General features: G+C 52.6%; 15 protein-coding genes. 11 read left to right on the forward strand and 4 right to left on the reverse strand.

Features of this window, described 5'->3' with window-relative positions; all coding sequences use genetic code 11:
* Positions 1-136 precede the first annotated feature (136 nt).
* Positions 137-1,087, forward strand: coding sequence for a hypothetical protein (locus E1757_RS00990; RefSeq protein ID WP_133224957.1), 951 nt, complete (start codon positions 137-139; stop codon positions 1,085-1,087).
* 539 nt (positions 1,088-1,626) lie between these two features.
* On the opposite strand, the gene E1757_RS00995 is transcribed toward E1757_RS00990, so the two are convergent.
* Complete coding sequence (locus E1757_RS00995) at positions 1,627-2,670, reverse strand: Glu/Leu/Phe/Val dehydrogenase dimerization domain-containing protein (protein WP_133224958.1); 1,044 nt, start codon at positions 2,668-2,670, stop codon at positions 1,627-1,629.
* A 238-nt stretch (positions 2,671-2,908) separates the two neighbouring features.
* Here E1757_RS00995 and E1757_RS01000 point away from each other — a divergent pair, with 238 nt between their 5' ends.
* From E1757_RS01000 to E1757_RS01020, 5 genes are read left to right on the forward strand one after another with little or no spacing between them, the layout of a single operon-like run.
* Complete coding sequence (locus E1757_RS01000; protein WP_133224959.1) at positions 2,909-3,736, forward strand: electron transfer flavoprotein subunit beta/FixA family protein; 828 nt, start codon at positions 2,909-2,911, stop codon at positions 3,734-3,736.
* Complete coding sequence (locus E1757_RS01005; protein ID WP_133224960.1) at positions 3,736-4,764, forward strand: electron transfer flavoprotein subunit alpha/FixB family protein; 1,029 nt, start codon at positions 3,736-3,738, stop codon at positions 4,762-4,764. Before E1757_RS01000 ends, E1757_RS01005 begins: the two co-directional genes overlap by 1 nt.
* Positions 4,754-6,049 carry an FAD-dependent oxidoreductase gene (locus tag E1757_RS01010; RefSeq protein WP_133224961.1) on the forward strand — a complete coding sequence of 432 codons (1,296 nt, stop codon included), beginning with the start codon at positions 4,754-4,756 and terminating at the stop codon, positions 6,047-6,049. The genes E1757_RS01005 and E1757_RS01010 overlap by 11 nt, the downstream gene beginning before the upstream one ends.
* On the forward strand, positions 6,031-6,345 hold the full coding sequence (locus E1757_RS01015; RefSeq protein WP_133224962.1) for a ferredoxin family protein: 315 nt from the start codon (positions 6,031-6,033) through the stop codon (positions 6,343-6,345). The genes E1757_RS01010 and E1757_RS01015 overlap by 19 nt, the downstream gene beginning before the upstream one ends.
* A 5-nt stretch (positions 6,346-6,350) precedes the next feature.
* Entirely contained in the window at positions 6,351-6,533 is a 183-nt protein-coding gene (locus tag E1757_RS01020; protein WP_133224963.1) for a hypothetical protein, read from the forward strand.
* A gap of 177 nt (positions 6,534-6,710) precedes the next feature.
* Here E1757_RS01020 and sleB read toward each other — a convergent pair whose 3' ends face one another.
* Positions 6,711-7,358, reverse strand: coding sequence for a spore cortex-lytic enzyme (gene sleB, locus E1757_RS01025; protein ID WP_133224964.1), 648 nt, complete (start codon positions 7,356-7,358; stop codon positions 6,711-6,713).
* Between the two features lie 268 nt (positions 7,359-7,626).
* The gene (locus E1757_RS35630; RefSeq protein ID WP_165971899.1) at positions 7,627-7,803 is read right to left on the reverse strand and encodes a hypothetical protein; all 177 of its coding nucleotides are present in this window, start codon (positions 7,801-7,803) and stop codon (positions 7,627-7,629) included.
* Between the two features lie 164 nt (positions 7,804-7,967).
* Between E1757_RS35630 and E1757_RS01030 the strand changes: the two genes are divergently transcribed.
* Together E1757_RS01030 and E1757_RS01035 are read left to right on the forward strand one after the other, a co-directional pair.
* Complete coding sequence (locus E1757_RS01030) at positions 7,968-8,216, forward strand: hypothetical protein (protein ID WP_133224965.1); 249 nt, start codon at positions 7,968-7,970, stop codon at positions 8,214-8,216.
* A gap of 196 nt (positions 8,217-8,412) precedes the next feature.
* A complete protein-coding gene (locus E1757_RS01035) occupies positions 8,413-10,749 on the forward strand; it encodes a helix-turn-helix domain-containing protein (RefSeq protein ID WP_165971900.1) in 2,337 nt (778 codons plus the stop codon).
* Between the two features lie 232 nt (positions 10,750-10,981).
* Here the strand turns inward: E1757_RS01035 and E1757_RS01040 are convergent, their stop codons facing one another.
* Positions 10,982-12,238, reverse strand: coding sequence for an outer membrane protein assembly factor BamB family protein (locus E1757_RS01040; protein ID WP_165971901.1), 1,257 nt, complete (start codon positions 12,236-12,238; stop codon positions 10,982-10,984).
* 349 nt (positions 12,239-12,587) lie between these two features.
* Between E1757_RS01040 and E1757_RS01045 the strand changes: the two genes are divergently transcribed.
* The 3 genes from E1757_RS01045 to E1757_RS01055 all read left to right on the forward strand — a co-directional run bounded on the left by E1757_RS01045 (position 12,588) and on the right by E1757_RS01055 (position 16,020).
* Positions 12,588-13,553, forward strand: a complete 966-nt coding sequence (locus E1757_RS01045) for an ABC transporter permease (RefSeq protein WP_246079014.1) — start codon at positions 12,588-12,590, stop codon at positions 13,551-13,553.
* Positions 13,554-13,573: 20 nt separating this feature from the next.
* Positions 13,574-14,428, forward strand: a complete 855-nt coding sequence (locus tag E1757_RS01050; RefSeq protein ID WP_133224969.1) for a carbohydrate ABC transporter permease — start codon at positions 13,574-13,576, stop codon at positions 14,426-14,428.
* Positions 14,429-14,511: 83 nt separating this feature from the next.
* Positions 14,512-16,020, forward strand: coding sequence for a type 2 periplasmic-binding domain-containing protein (locus tag E1757_RS01055; RefSeq protein ID WP_165971902.1), 1,509 nt, complete (start codon positions 14,512-14,514; stop codon positions 16,018-16,020).
* The last annotated feature ends 121 nt before the right edge of the window (positions 16,021-16,141 follow it).

Here is a 16,141-nt window from a genome sequence, read left to right on the forward strand (position 1 = left end):
TCTTTTTCGATGATCCCGTTGTTTTTTTGTCGGCCCAAAAATTGCATCCGTCGCAACTGTGCCCGCTCCCGGAGCGTATTAAAAGGAAAGGTCGAACGATCATGATGATACAAACCATGAAACGGAGGATAACGGCATGTCTGATGAATTGCGCCGCCGCATAATGGAAGCGAAGGAACGCAAATTCCGGCTGTATAAGGCGGAACGAAGGCAGGGCGAGCTGCAGAAAGCAATACGGGAACAAGATAAGCTTATTATTCGCTTGGAGGTGGAGCTGGAATCCGAACAGCTCGATGTCGATAACTTGACGAGGCTGTCGCTGGCTAATCTGTTTCATACGATTTTGCGTACCAAGGAAGAACAGCTCGAGCTGGAGCGCCAGCAGGCGCTCGCGGCCGCGCTTAAGCTGCAGGAGGCGAGACAGGCGCTTTCCGCTATGGAGAAGGAGTTGATCGGGATTGGAAACGATCTCGCGGATTACGGCCGTGCGGAACAAGAATACGACGCATTGATGGCGGAAAAGGTGCAAGCCTTGCGTACCGCCCCGTACTCCTCCGGCCAGCTTCTGCGAATGGAGGAGAATATTGCCGACCAGAGCGTGCACGTGATGGAAATCGGGGAAGCGTTGTCGGCCGGACGGAGCGTGCTGGCAGCGCTCGAGGATGCGTCGGCATGCCTGGACAAGGCTGAAAATTGGGGGAAGTGGGATATGTGGGGCGGCGGAGGCATGATCAGCACGCATATCAAGCATGGCCACGTAGATGACGCGAAGCAGTACATTTCCAACGCCAACCGGCTGATGCAGCGGTTCCACAGCGAGCTGGCCGACTTAAATCGCAGTGTCGATATCCATATCGATATCAGCGGTCTGCTGAAGCTGGCGGATTATTGGTTTGACGGGCTTATTGTCGATTGGGTCGTCCAAGGGCGCATCCAAAACGCGCACGATCAAGTGCTGGAGGCGCTTCATCAGATCAGGTCCGTCACCCGGCAGCTTCAGGCGGAGCATGCGGCGGCAGAATCGTCGCTGACGGCAATGAAAGCGAAATGCACGGCGTGGATCGAGCAGAGCAGCTTGGACGAATAGCGCTTCGCCGTCTGCCCCGGAGCCAAGCGCACCGCTGTGCGGAAAGCTGAAGCGCGTTAATTGCGCCCATGGCGGGACGATCAGACGCCATGTGGCCCGGCAGGCTGCCTGGGCGAGCTGCAAGCGAGCATACGAAGACTGCGGATATACCCCGGTATGCTTGGGCCATAGCTGCCCAAGCATGCCGGGGTGCGCCGCGGTCTTTTTGTTTGCGTAATAGACATAAGGAGGCTGTCGATTAACTGTGGAAACCAGAAGTGGAAAGTGAAAAGATTGCCTTCCGCGAGTTTTGGCTTTAAATTCCAAACCGCTAATCCTTTTATAATCAAGGAATTTAAAACAAGATGTCTGAGCGTAGGAAGGCAACTTTTCAATTGGAACGGCTTGCCTTGTTTCTATACAAATCGACAGTCTCATAAGCAGCGTTATTTGCTGCGGTTTTGTCCTTTTGCAGTTCTTATGGACACGAGAGACGTTACCGGGTACGCCAGAGAAGGGGGATGTGCCGCTACCCGTTTCCCGCCAACCCGCATCGCGCGTCAGGCCTTCCCCAGCAGCTCCTCCGCCATCCGGTCGGCGGAGGCGGAGGGAGCGATCCCTTGAGCTTCCGCCGTATGAAATACGCGCGCGATCGTGCGGGAAATGTGGGCGACGCGCTGCTTCGCATAAGCCGCGTCGTAGCCTTCCAGGTCGGCCGCCGTTGTAATGATGCCGCCGGCGTTAATCACATAATCGGGCGCATACAGGATGCCGAGGCTGTGCAGCGCGTCGCCGTGCCGCTCCTCAGCCAGCTGATTGTTGGCCGCGCCCGCGACAATTTTGCATTTGAGCAGCGCGAGCGTCTGATCATTGATGACTCCGCCAAGCGCGCAGGGTGCGAACACGTCGCATACTTGCCCGTATATTTTCGCCGGGGCCACGGCCCGAGCGCCGAAAGCACTTACAACCCGATTCAGCCTGCCTTCGTGAATATCGGTCACGATCAACTGTGCGCCGGCTTCATGCAAATACCTGCATAGAAAAAAGCCGACCTTCCCGAGACCCTGAACGGCGGCTGTCATATCCTTCAATATCTCCGAGCCGAACACGTTGCCTACGGAAGCTTTGATGCCAAGGAACACGCCATAAGCGGTCATTTCGGCCGTATATTCGCCGAAAGAGCCAAGGGAGCCGGTGACATCCGTCACATATTCCGTTTCGATCTGAATCCAATCCATATCCTGTACCGTCGTCCCCAAATCGATCCCGGTAATATACCGGCCCTGCAAATGCTGAACGTAACGGCCGAACGCGCGAAACAGCGCTTCTTTACTGTCCGTAGCCGGATCGCCGATAATGACGGCCTTCCCGCCGCCATACCGCAGACCGGATACGGCGGCTTTATATGTCATGCCCTTGGCGAGCCGCAGCGCGTCGGTGACGGCAAGCTCCGCCGACGCATACGGCCACATCCGACATCCACCGAGCGCGGGACCCAGCTTCGTATTATGGATGGCGATCACAGCGCTCAATCCGCTGGCCGGGTCCCGGCATATCACGAGCTGCTCGCATCCGAATCGTTCCAATTCTTTTAAAATATCCATTCGAAATCTCCCCTTTACATAAGATGATCGTTGGAAGAAGAGAGGGGGTATGCTTTTCCTATTAATTACTCATATTCAAAAGGATCCTTGACGGTTACAGCCGGGCGCTCCGCGGTTGCGGACAAGGCGTTCAATCGACACGGCGTTTAAATCAGGCAAAAAAGGCATGTTCTCTATATTTTCCTTATATACTGTAATATTCAACCATTTCGGATTACAGAGTAAAGAGGTGCTGGAGATGCTTCATATTGTTGCCTGCATCAAGCAGGTGCCGGATACGAAGATCATCAAGATGAACCCGAAGACCAATACGATGGACCGAGCCAGCGCGCCGGCGATTTTGAACCCGTACGACGCTCATGCGGTAGAGGAAGCGGTACGGCTCAAAACAAGATACGGAGGCATTGTCTCTGTACTTACGATGGGACCTCCCCCCGCGGTCAAAGCGATCAAAAAATGCATCGAGATCGGCGCCGACGAGGGGTATATGATTTCGGACCGCGCTTTCGCCGGGGCCGACACGCTTGCCACGAGCTATGCTTTAACGAAGGCGATCGACAAAATCGCGAAAATTCAACCGGTGGACCTCATCATATGCGGCAAAATGACAATCGACGGAGATACGGGTCAGGTAGGTCCCGGAATCGCCCGCAGGCTCGATATGCCCCCGCTTACGTCGGTCAAGAAGGTCGTAGAGATCAACAAGGAGCAAGGGTACGCCGTTGTGCACCGCAAGCTGGAGGACGGGTACGAGGTCGTTCAATCGACGCTGCCGTGTTTGTTTTCAGTCGAAAAGGAGATCAACGAAGTTCCGTATTCTCCCATGCCCAACATGATCAAGGCGGCATCTTACCAGCCGCATATTTGGTCTGTTAGCGATTTGGAGGATGTGGACAGGACGCAGCTTGGGCTAAAAGGCTCGCCGACGATCGTTTCATCGGTTTGGGCGCCGCAAAAGCCGCAGGGCGGGTCTATGTTGGAAGGTGCGGCAAAGGAGCAGGTCGGAAAACTGCTGGACATTGTCATGGAGAAAAAAGAATTGTTCCAGGCTAGGGGTGGCGTTTGATGGAATTCGACGATTACCGGGGTGTTTGGGTATTTATTGAAGAGAAGGACGGGCATATTGCGCCGGTATCCTTGGAGCTGCTGGGTGCCGGCCGAAGGCTGGCGGACAAAAGAGGCGCGGAGCTGGCGGGAGTCGTCATCGGCGATCAGGTCGGCACGCTGGCGGATACGGTGTTCGAGTACGGGGCGGATGTCGTCTACTTGTATGACGATCCGATTTTCAAACATTACCGCACCGAAACGTTTATGAAAGCGCTGCTTGCCTGTACGCAAAAGTATAAGCCGGAAATTATATTGTACGGCGCAACCTCTACGGGTAAAGATCTCGCCAGCGCGGTGGCGACCGATCTGCCGACCGGCTTGACGGCCGATACGACGATACTGGATGTCGAGGAGGATACCGGCTTGCTGTTGGCCAGCCGACCCGCATTCGGAGGAAATATTATGGCGACGATATTGTGCAAAAAGTACCGGCCGCAAATGGCGACCGTTCGCCCGAAGGTGATGAAAGCGCTGCCTCCCGAGTCGGGACGCCGCGGCAGGCTGATAGCGGAATCGATTCCGCTGCGGGAGGATGAGGTGCGCACGAAGGTGCTCGACATTGTCAAGGATACCGTCAAGCATGTGCGCATCGACGAAGCCGATGTGATCGTGGCCGGCGGCAAAGGCCTCGGGAGCCCGGGCGGGTTTCAGCTCATTCACCAGCTCGCCGGCGTATTGGGGGCTGCCGTCGGAGGCAGCCGGGATGTGGTGGAGGCCGGATGGATCGAGCATCACCATCAGGTGGGCCAGACGGGAGTGACGGTAACGCCGAAAATATATTTTGCGATCGGCATTTCGGGCGCTATCCAGCATCTTGTCGGCATGCAAAATTCAGGATTGATTATTGCCATTAATAAAGATCCGGAGGCGGCAATATTCCAAGCTTGTCATTATGGCATAGTTGGCGATGCATTCGAGATCGTCCCTATGCTGATTGAACAATTTAACGATGTTCTTCACGGAAAGGAAGACGGGCATGCCGGATAAATTCGAATGTATTGTCGTTGGGGCGGGGCCTGCGGGCATCGCCTGTGCCTACGAGCTGGCTAAAGCCGGGGTCAAGGTGCTGCTGCTGGAGCGGGGCGAATACCCGGGCTCCAAGAACGTAATGGGCGGGGTGCTGTACCGCCAAATGATGGAGGATGTCATTCCCGAATTTTATAAGGAAGCCCCGCTCGAACGGCCGATTGTGGAGCAGCGCTTTATGATGCTGGATAAAGAATCAGCGGTAACTTTCGGCTATAAGGGGCTGGAATGGGGACAGGAGCCGTATAACAACTTTACGGTGCTCCGCGCCAAATTCGACCAATGGTTTGCGCAAAAAGCCGTCGACCAGGGCGCGCTGCTGATCAATGAGACGGTCGTGCTGGAGTGCATCACGGAGGACGGACGCGTGGTCGGCGTACGGACCGACCGGCCGGACGGCGACCTGTATGCGGATGTCGTCGTGCTGGCCGACGGCGTCAATTCGCTGCTGGCGAAGTCGCTCGGGTTCCATAAAGAGTTCAAGCCGGATGAAGTGGCGCTGGCGACGATGGAGATTGTAAAGATGGACCGCAAGGTGATCGAGGACCGGTTCAACCTGGAGGAGAACCAGGGCTGTACGATCGAGCTGTTCGGCGACGCGACCAAAGGGATATTGGGCACGGGATTTTTGTACACGAATAAAGATACGCTGAGCATAGGCGTCGGCACCTTACTCTCGGGCCTTATCAAGCATAAACTGAAACCGTACGAACTGCTCGATTATGTCAAAAACCATCCGATGATTCGCCCCTATTTGCAAGGAAGCGAGCCCCAGGAATATTTGGCCCACCTCATCCCGGAGGGCGGCTATTATTCGATGCCGAAAGTGGCGGCGGCCGGAGTGCTCGTTGTCGGGGACGCTGCGCAGCTCGTCAACGCCATTCACCGGGAAGGCTCGAATATGGCCATGACGTCGGGCCGTCTGGCAGCCGAAACGATTGCGTTGGCAAAGCAGGCCGGCGATTATTCCGAGACGATGCTGGATCATTACCGCAAGCGGCTAATGGAAAGCTTCGTCGGCCAGGATTTGAAAAAGTATAAGGATTCAACGCATCATTTCGATAAATTCCCGCAATATTTCGACCAGTACATCCCGATGATGAACCGGGCGGCCAGTCAAATGTTTACGGTGGACGGCACATCCAAACGGGAGAAGCAGAAAAAAATATGGCGCGACATCGGTACGGTCAAGGAGAAGCTGAAAATCGCCCGCGACATGTACAGGGCATGGAAGGTGATGAAATAATGAGCGATCAAGCGAAAGCCCAGACAATCGAAGAGAAGCAGTACCTGCTTCGGTTCAATGCGGATACGAAGTCGCATCTTACGGTGCTGGACGCCGATATTTGCGCGACCAAATGCCCGGATAAAATATGTACGATTTTTTGCCCGGCCGAAGTGTACAAATGGGAAAATATCCGGATGCATGTCGGCTACGAGGGCTGTCATGAATGCGGAAGCTGCCGCATCGGCTGCCCGCACCAAAACATTAAATGGGAATACCCAAAAGGTGGTCATGGAATCGTATTCAGACTGGGGTGAGCGGCTTGCTAAAAATCGGGGACTATGTCGTATTTTCGCCGGACGGGGCCAGGGGTATTATTATGGAGGTTAGAGAAAGTTTGTACCATGTCGTATGGGAGGACCATTTCTCAAGCTGGGAAAAAGGCGAGCTGTTAAAGCAGGCGGATGTAACGAAGCCGGCGCGGCAAGATATCGAACAACCGTAACGAAAATGACGCAAGCTTCCGGATTGGGCTAGAAGCTGCGTATTTGTAGCATGTCGGGAATCGGAACGAAATATTCATCTGCATTTGCTTTTATATGCCCCGAGGTTTCCAACGATTTATATGCAGGAAAAAAGCCTTCGGCCCGTTTGAATTAACGGGTTTCGAAGGCTTGATTCGTTACATGGCAAAAATATGATTGCCGATCTGGGTTGTCTGCGGCCGCGACCAAATCCATTTGCTCGTAGCCGTGCGCGGGTTGAAATAATAAAGCGAACCATAGGTCGGATCCCATCCGCGTACAGCGTCCTGGGCCGCCTTATATGCGGTCGCATCGGGCGTCATCCAAAACTGGCCGTCATCGACCGCCGTGAATGCTCCCGGCTGGAAGACGACGCCTTCAATCGTATTCGGAAATTTATCGGACTGAATCCGGTTCATGATAACGGCGCCGACGGCAACTTGTCCTTCATAAGATTCGCCGCGCGCTTCGCTATAAATCGCTCTCGCCATGATGTCTAATTCCGCGCGGTTTAACGAATACTTTTTAAGAGCGGCCCATGTATCGTTACCGGCATAACCGTCCACGGATAAGCCGTAATTTTTTTGAAATTTGCTGACGGCATCAAGCGTTTTATAACCGAAATTGCCGTCCAAGGGCTGTTGATAATAGCCCAGTAGCTTTAATCGGAATTGCAAATCCCACACGTCGCCGCTTACGCTTCCCGGCTTGAGTACAGCCGCTGCGCGGGCTTCCTGATTACCTACCCCGCCAATACCCAAGAGGCAAAATACTAAAAGGAAGCTGATCCATTTCCAGTTCTTCATTTGTGTATCTCCCCTTTCGGTACTCCATTATAGGGGGAGAGTACAAAGCGTTCAACACGCATTTATTGGAAAAGAGGCCGCCGGACAAGGAAACCGGTTGGCAGCCTCGCATTATAACCGGCTTTTAGACGGGTTGACGATGGAGCAATTGAATCGATAATGAACTCGGTTTTTACAATTTAATCATCCATAAATGGGAATTATTGATACGCCGAAATCGTTGTACATTGCATTGGGATTCATCATTATATTGTGCGCCGCTCAGGCGTTACCGGCTATCTTCGTCCTGCCCGTCCGTAAACGCTTCTTCGATGTTGTCCATCATCTCGCCGACCGCCTCGCTGATCATATCGGTAGGCGCTTGATCGAACGGATCGTTCAAACGGTTAAGCTGCTCCGGCTCGGCCGCGTTCGATTGTTCGCGGAAATCGTCAGCTTTTTTCATAGGAATCACCGCCTCCTGCAAGTTCATGCAACCTGTTTTATCCTGTGCCAAGACGCTGCCGTTTATACCGCGGGGCGCCGGCTGCTTAAGTTTGAAATTTATAACTGCAGCGGGGTATGATAGTAAAGAATACAGATGAAATGGATTGAAGGAGGCTGGAACATTTGGATGCGCGAGAGCTGGAAGAACAATTGGTAAAAAAGCTGACCGAAGGCGAGATGCAGACGGAGGAAGCCGATAAAGCGATCCGCAAACGGCTGCCGATCAAAACGGAAATCCGTATTCAGGCGCAGATCGACCCGGTAGTGGAAGAAACGAGACAGTACCGGGAAATGGCGGAGGAAGTCGACGGCCGGTACAGCCGTTATGACAAGCTGGTGGATGGAACAGACCCGGATAAAAAGCAGTCTTAAGCAGGCTGGCGCCCTTACAGTCAACGACCGCTTATCGTTCAGTCGCGACGGACGGCGGCGGGGCATAAGCTGCCGGTAACAGCGATATTGCTGAAATCCGGCAGACAGCCCGGGGCATATTAACATCAGATGGTTGCTGCTTCATTCCAAGTAGTGGTATGCTTGCTAAAAGACCGTTTGGTGGGGGCAATTGCATTTGGGAAAAATATGGAAATATTTTAGAATCAGAAACTGGGGTCTCTTTATAAAACTGTTTATACCGCTGCTTCTTGCGCTGATTATACCGGTGGCGGCGGTATCTTTTATCAATTACGACGTATCGAAGCGCAATTTGGAGGCCGAGGTCGGACAGTCCAATTTAAGCACATTGCAGCAGACGAATGTCGCCATCGACACGATTTTGCAAACGACCGAAAAAATGCAGTATCATTTGGTACGCTATCCGGAGGTCCAGTCATTTTTGGATCAGTATTTGAATATTTCGCATTATCAGGACGTTGACATTATTAATAAGGTGACGCAAACGACGGAAGCGTATATGGAAGGGTCGCCGTTCATCAGCAACATTTATTTTTTTAGCAGTAGTAACCGCTTACTTGTATCGGCTTATACGGGCATTAACCGGAAAATGACGGAGCAGGAAATCCGCAACATGGAACGGCTGTCGGAAAGCGAGAACGGCTCGGTATGGCTCGCTCCTTATCAGCAGGGCTTGTTCGCCGAGGAAATGGAAAATGTGCAGCTCATCAAGTTTTTGTATAAAGGGAAAGGTCAAATTAACGGCTTCATCGACATCCAGCTGAACAATAAAGAGCTGCTTCGCTTGATTGAAGACATTTATATCCGCAAATCCGGCTACATTACGGTTCTCGACGACAACGGGCGCGTTGTGTTAAGCAAAAAAGGAATGAATGTGCTGGATAGGCTGTCCAACCAGACCCCATGGCTGAACGGGGCCGAAGGCTCGGTTAAATTGATCGGTCAAGATCAGAGGGAATGGCTGGTTTCGTATACGACCTCCGGATATAACGGCTGGAAGTATGTGGCTTCGGTTCCGGTAGACGAGCTGCAAAATAAATCGCTGGTCATCCGCAGCAATATTATGCTCACCTGTCTCTTATTTGCGGTCATCGCGGTTATCGTCTCATTGGGAACGGCTCAAGGGTTGTACAGTCCGATCCGCTCCATACGAAGCCTGCTGCGGGGCGTAACCGTAAATGAGCGCAAGTTAAGACAGCTGCTGTTGAGGAAAGACGAGCTGGGGCAGATCAACGAGGCAATTCAGGAAATAGCGGCCGTCAAGGAGCAGTGGGAGCACAGTCTTCCGGAGCTGAAAAATTATTTCTTGTACCGGCTTGCGGCCGACGACTCGTCCGTAAGGAATGATATACAGCGGTATGCCGCATTTTTCGGGCTGCCGGTAGCGGCGCACTATGTTGTGCTTGTCATTTTGTTCGGGCAAAGTCCGGGCACTGCTATGCAAGGGCAGACTGGGCGCGCGGACGATGATAATTCGTTTCGGACGTTGGTGTCGAAAGCGTTTTCCGATTTCTTCGGGGAATGGCCGGCTGCCGGGGAAGCTACAGGATTTTTTGATCAAAACAACCGGTTTCTCGGCATCGTCAGCTTCGGCGGGGAACGGGAGCGGTTTGCTGTTGATTTTCCGAAAGAGCTCAAACGATATTGTCACGAATTTCATGAGAGCCTCGCTGCGAGGTACGGTTTGCAGACGGATATAGTGGTCGGCAGCCTTTGCGACGGGCTGGATCGTCTTCATGAATCGTTTCGCGATGCGATGAAAGCGTTGAAATACACGTTCGTGCTCGGGCCGAATGTCGTCATTTTCAGCCATGAAATGGAAGACAAGCCTGCAGCCGACCCGGTTAAGCTCGATTATGCCGAATACATCAAGAACGCATTGGATGCCGGCCGTTATAAGCAGGCTGCGGATATTGTCAAGGAACTGCGCGATGTGTTGAAAAACAACCGTTATTTGTCCGACAGCTATGTATTCCATTACCGGAGTCTGGTCAATATCATCATTCAGCATATCCGTACGGCGCCCGCCGCGAACGGCTGGCCTCTCGGGGAAGCGCAGCATAAATTCGCCCGCTTCGAACAGGAGTTTGCCAATGTGGACGAAGCGACCGATTGGCTCTGCGGGATGCTGGAGCGGATGGATGCGGAGCGGGATGACAGGCAAAGTCTGCATATCATCGCGCAGAAGGTCGTGGACATAATCGAAAGCGAGTATGACCAGGACCCAAGCCTGGCCGAGCTGGCGGAGCGGCTGGACGTGACGCCGGGCTACTTGAGCCGGTTGTTCAAGGATCAGCTGGGGCAAAATTTTAAAGAGTATTTGACGGCGTTCAAAATCGAAAAGGCAAAGCGGCTGCTGATCGAAACCGATTATCCGATCGAGACGATTGCCCGCAAGGTCGGATACAACAATCATAACCAGTTTGCGAGGATGTTTAAAAAGCATGTCCAGGTATCGGCGATGGAATACCGCAACAGAATGAGCCGCCGGTAGCGTGCGTTCGCTGCGTCCTGCATAAGCCGGAGAACGCTGAAGGCTTCGCCTTGATGCATCGTACCGGACAACGAAGGCATGAGCTTTTGGATGCCGCGCAGCAGGCCGCGCTTCCGGCAATGCGGCCCATTAGGAGCATACGAAAGAGGCACCTTTAACCGTCGATGCCGGAATACCTCCCGGTGTTCCCGAATCGGCTTGCAAGGTGCCTTTCTTCCGGCTGCTTAACTAATTATTTTAGCGCGGTTAACGCTTTCGAATCGACGCACATATCGTTGGTTTGCCCGTTGCCGTAAGCGCCGATCCAATCGGCCGGCCCGCCGGTGCCGAGCTCGGTGACCAGCACGCTGTTCGTAACCAGATCGCCGCTGAACCATTTGCCGCCAGTCAGCAGCGGCACCGCGCAGCTGTTGGCCGGCAGCTCTTTATAGTACGACTTCAGCAGCGCGCCGTTGAGGGCGTCCATGACAAGCAAATGGTAGCCGAGCGGCCTGATATTCGTCTGCGTTTCCGCAATCAGCATGCCGTTGCAGTAAACGATGTTCGGTATATTGGAGTAGTGATAGCCGCTTAAATCCAATTTCCACGCGATTTCCCCGTTATTAACGCGGTAGGCCGTAATGTTTTTCCAATCGGTGTTCGGCTCCGAATAATACGATTGCCAATGATCTCCGCTGCCCACAAATACGGAGCCGCCGTGATAGGCGAGCGTCGCTTTTTTGGACAGGGACAAGCCGCTCTTTTCCCATAGCAGCGTCAGCCCGGCATCGTACACCCGGATCGCCGAGCCGTACAGCCGGGGACTGTACCAGTATGTAATGATGTGGTACCCGTGCTCGTCGTGAGCCAGTACGGTATTCCAGGACACGCAGGACGAAGGCTCTTCCACGGCGACGGTTTGAATAACGGCGCCTGTTTCGGCATTAATTTTCGACAAACGACCGGACCATTGGCAGTAAATATGGCCACCGGCCTGATCCACGCAAGGAGTGACCCCGCCGGTCCCGGGGATGAACCAGGCTTCTTTTCCGTCCTCAAGCGAAATCGCATGCAAGCCGTTTTGGACGTTGGCCAGGATCAAGGTTGTCCCGTCTTTTTTCACATAATAAGAATAGCCGAAAAACATGCTGCCCGGCTGGTTGGCTTCGCTGATCCAGGCGATCTCCCCCGTATCCCGGTTCATGGCGACAGTCCGTTGATTGATGTGCTCATGGGCAAGCACAAGCCAGGTGCCGTCCTTTTTCGGCAAAACGAGCGGGCTGCTGTCGTAGGTGTCCTCGAAATCGTACGTTCGAATGACCTCCAGCGTGCCCGTGTCGAAAGCGACCACATAAGGGTACTTGAGAGGCTTTTCGATGCGCGTCAGATGCCCTTCCTCATTCAGATGCTCTTGAAACGAATTGGCCGTAAAATAAGCAACGCCCTCTACAACGGTCCCGCCTTGCGAATATCCCGCGACCTGCAGCGGCTGATGCCCTCTTGTTGTCATTGCCGTTAACCCCCTGTCCGTTAGATGATGGAGCACTTCCCTAGCATACCGGCCCCCTCGTTGGAATGCCACCATCTTTTTTTGCAATGAAGTGATGAAAATAAGCTTTGCGGACCGGAAAATCCGCATTACAGCCGGAGAACAAAAAAAGCAAGCCGGGTGTAAAAAAAGATGAATGATATGGGAAAACCCTTTCGGAAGCGCTTTCCTTACGCATGATGAGCAAAATAGATCACACCGCAACAAAAAAAGCGTGTTGCTCCGGCACCGGGTTGTGCTGCAAGATGGAACCATCAACAGCGAATCAAGAAAGCAACCGGGTAGAAGGGGGAACCTACGATTGAATGCAGTGACCGAAGAAAGCAACGCGCACAACCGATTGAATCCGCGAATAAATGGAAGATCGTCGCTGCTGCGTCGCATCATGAGAAATGTGAGCATGCACAAATTTATTTACCTGCTCGTCCTGCCGGGCCTGTTCCAAATTATCGTTTTCGATTATGTACCGTTTTATTATTTGCAGGTTGCCTTCAAAAAGTTTAATGTGTTTAAAGGCCTGGAGCACAGTCCGTGGATCGGATTTCAAAACTTTATCGATTTGTTTAACAGCGAATATTTTGTTCAGGCGTTCAAAAATACCGTTATTATTTCACTAATGCAGCTTCTCATCGGTTTTTTCGTTCCGGTGGTCATCGCGATTATGTTGAATGAGCTGCGCAGCCGGAAATTTGCCCGAGTCGTTCAAACGACCATTTACTTGCCTCACTTTTTGTCATGGGTTATTATCGGGGGGTTATTCGTCACGCTGCTGTCGCCTAACGGGGGCGTCGTCAACATACTGCTCTCCTGGGTCGGTTTTGAGCCTATTTATTTTATGGCCAGTCCGGGCTGGTTCCGTTGGGTGCTTGTTTTCTCGGAAATTTGGAAAAATGCCGGCTGGGAAAGCATCATCTATTTGGCGGCCATCGTCGGCATCGGGCAGGATCAATACGAATCGGCAATCGTGGACGGCGCATCGCGCTTCCAGCGGATGGTGTATATTACGTTCCCGGCCCTTATACCTACGATGCTGGTCGTATTGCTGCTAAAAATCAGCAACATTTTGCGAATATTCGAGCAGGTTTTCGTCATGTACAATCCTGTCGTCTCGGAAATTTCCGAAACGCTCGGCACTTATGTGTACCAGATCGGTATCCGCAAGGGAGACTTGGCGTTTGCCACGGCGGCGGGATTGTTTAACAGCCTCGTTTCGCTCGTGCTTGTATTGGCCGCCAACTACATCGTCAAAAAAATTAGAGGGCAATCGATCGTCTGAGAAGGAGGAAGCCGAGTAATATGAATAAGCGAATTACGGCGTTCGACATATGGAATGTATGCTGTTTTATCTTATTGGCGGCGATCATGTTCATTCCGTTTTTGAATGTCATCGCATTATCTTTGGAGCCCGCGCAGATCGCAGCGGAAACGGGCAGACTTCATTTGATTCCGCAGCAAATTACGTTTAAAGCGTATACGGCCGTTTGGGAATATGCGCTCATACAGAAAGCGTTTTTAAATTCCGCCTTCATCACGGTAACCGGTACGCTGCTGGCTCTGGTCATCTCCGGCGCACTGGCGTACGGGCTCGCTCAGCGGGAGGTAATGGGCATGAGGCTCGTCACCTATATCGTGCTGCTGACGATGATTCTCAGAGTAGGTATTATGCCGCATTATTTGCTCATTAAAAACCTCGGCCTGATCGACAATTTGTGGTCCATTATTTTGCCGAAGCTGACCTTGGCGTTTAATCTGATTTTGATGAAGACGTATTTCGAGCATCTGCCGAAGGAGCTTAACGAGTCGGCCAAAATTGACGGCTGCTCGGATGTCGGTATTTTTTTCAAAATTATTATTCCGCTCTCGGCGCCGATTATCGCGACAGTCGCCTTGTTTTACGCCGTAGACTATTTTAACGAATATTTTTCCGCCGTCATGTATTTGACCAACCGCAATCATATTACGCTGCAGGTGATGCTGCGCGAGCTGCTGATCGACTCCAGCGGTGAAAACAATACCGGCAGTACGGTGGAGCTGGGGAAAAATTTGAAAATGGCGACGACGATTTACGCGATCGCGCCGATTCTTCTGGTATATCCTTTTTTGCAAAAGCATTTCACCAAAGGCATCCTGATCGGTGCCGTCAAAGGCTGACACAGTTATCGGTTGCAACGGTTTGCCGGTCATTGTGCCGGTAACCCGCAATATATTATTCAAACGAAGGGGAGTATATGAAAATGATGCGTAAATCGTGGAAAGGTATGGCGCTGCTTACGGTTGCGTTTGCCCTTGCAGTTACCGGCTGCTCCGGTGGAAGCGGCGGCGACGCTGCAGGCAGCGGGAAAGGGGAGGCTGCATCGGGCAAGAAAGACAACGGTCCAATGACGATGCGCTGGTGGGTCCGGGGAACCGCGGGCGAAATTCCTCCCAAAAACATCGAGCTGCTGCAGAAAAAAGTAAAGGATCGCTTTAATGTCGACCTGCAGGTCGAAATCGTCGATAAAAACGTATATAATGACAAGCTTAACGTAGCTTGGGCCGGCGGAACGATTCCGGATATGATCGAAATGAGCGATGCCAAAATGGTCTATGGCGCCGTCAGCAACGATACGATTATTCCGCTTGACGATATGGTGAAAAATGATCCGAACTTCAGCAAGCTGCCGGCCGAATATTATGCCAGCGGGAAGTTCAAGGATAAAATCTATGCGGCTCCGACATGGATGCCGGTTCCGGATACGATGTATTACCGGGTCGACTGGGCCAAAAAGCTCGGCATCAAGCCGCCGACGAATCCCGATGAAATGTACGCCATGCTGAAAGCGTTCGCAAAAAACGATCCGGACGGAAACGGCGTCGACGATACGTTCGGCTTCACGATGGAATCTACGCTGGAACGGAGTGGTCCGATCTGGCAGATGTTCGTTCCAACGACGCCTGTTAATCTGGCGCTTTATGCGGACGACAAGGATAAGACGCTTAAGTCGGCCTGGATGTTGACCGAGGATATGAAGTCGGCGCTGGCCTGGTTGAGGAAAGCTTATGCCGAGGGCGTGCTGGATAAAGAATGGGTGCTGGAGAAGACGACCACCGCGGAAGACAAGTTTGTTACCGGTAAAGTCGGTACGATGGGGAAAGGGGCGCAATGGATCGTTCCGCCGTTCGGCAAGCTGAAAAGCAAGTTTCCGAATGCCGAAGCGACGACGCTTCCGGTCATCAACGGCAAATACGGAGCTAATTACTCGACAAAAGCGAATTATACGGCGGCTCAATTTTTAACCTTTGCGTGCAAGCAGCCGGATCGCTGCAAACAAGTATTCGCATATATATGGGGACCGGAAGGCGTCAGAGACAGAAGGCTTGGCGAAGAAGGGGTCACCTACAAAATCGAAAACAACAAGTATACATGGCTCGAGCCGGCTATGGAAAAGGTGTACAACCCCGGTTCTCTGATGACCAGCGTGTTCAGCCTGAAGCTGCCTTTGCCGGAGCCCGTGTTGGAGAGCAGCCTTGATAATGCCAAAGGGTTCCGCCTGCTGCAGGACCTCGATCCGTTCATGAAGCAGAGCGAAAAGGCAGTCGCGAAATCGGCGGACATCGATAAAATAGGCAAGGAATACATCGCCAAAATCATTATCGGCGAATACGGCCTGGACAAATACGACGAGCTGGTAAGCAAGATCAAGTCGATGGGACTTGAGGATGTGCTGAAAGAAGTGAACGATATTTACAAAAAAGGACTGTAACCGTCCGTCGGTTAAAAGGTGGCGCCCGAGCGGGCGCCATCCTGTCCATCCGCTGCCGTGACGGCCTTAGGGCCGTCGCGGTATCATTTTTTGCAACCTAGCAAACGAACAGGAGATGCTG

This window comes from Paenibacillus piri (genome assembly GCF_004354045.1).
GTDB lineage: Bacteria > Bacillota > Bacilli > Paenibacillales > NBRC-103111 > Paenibacillus_S > Paenibacillus_S piri.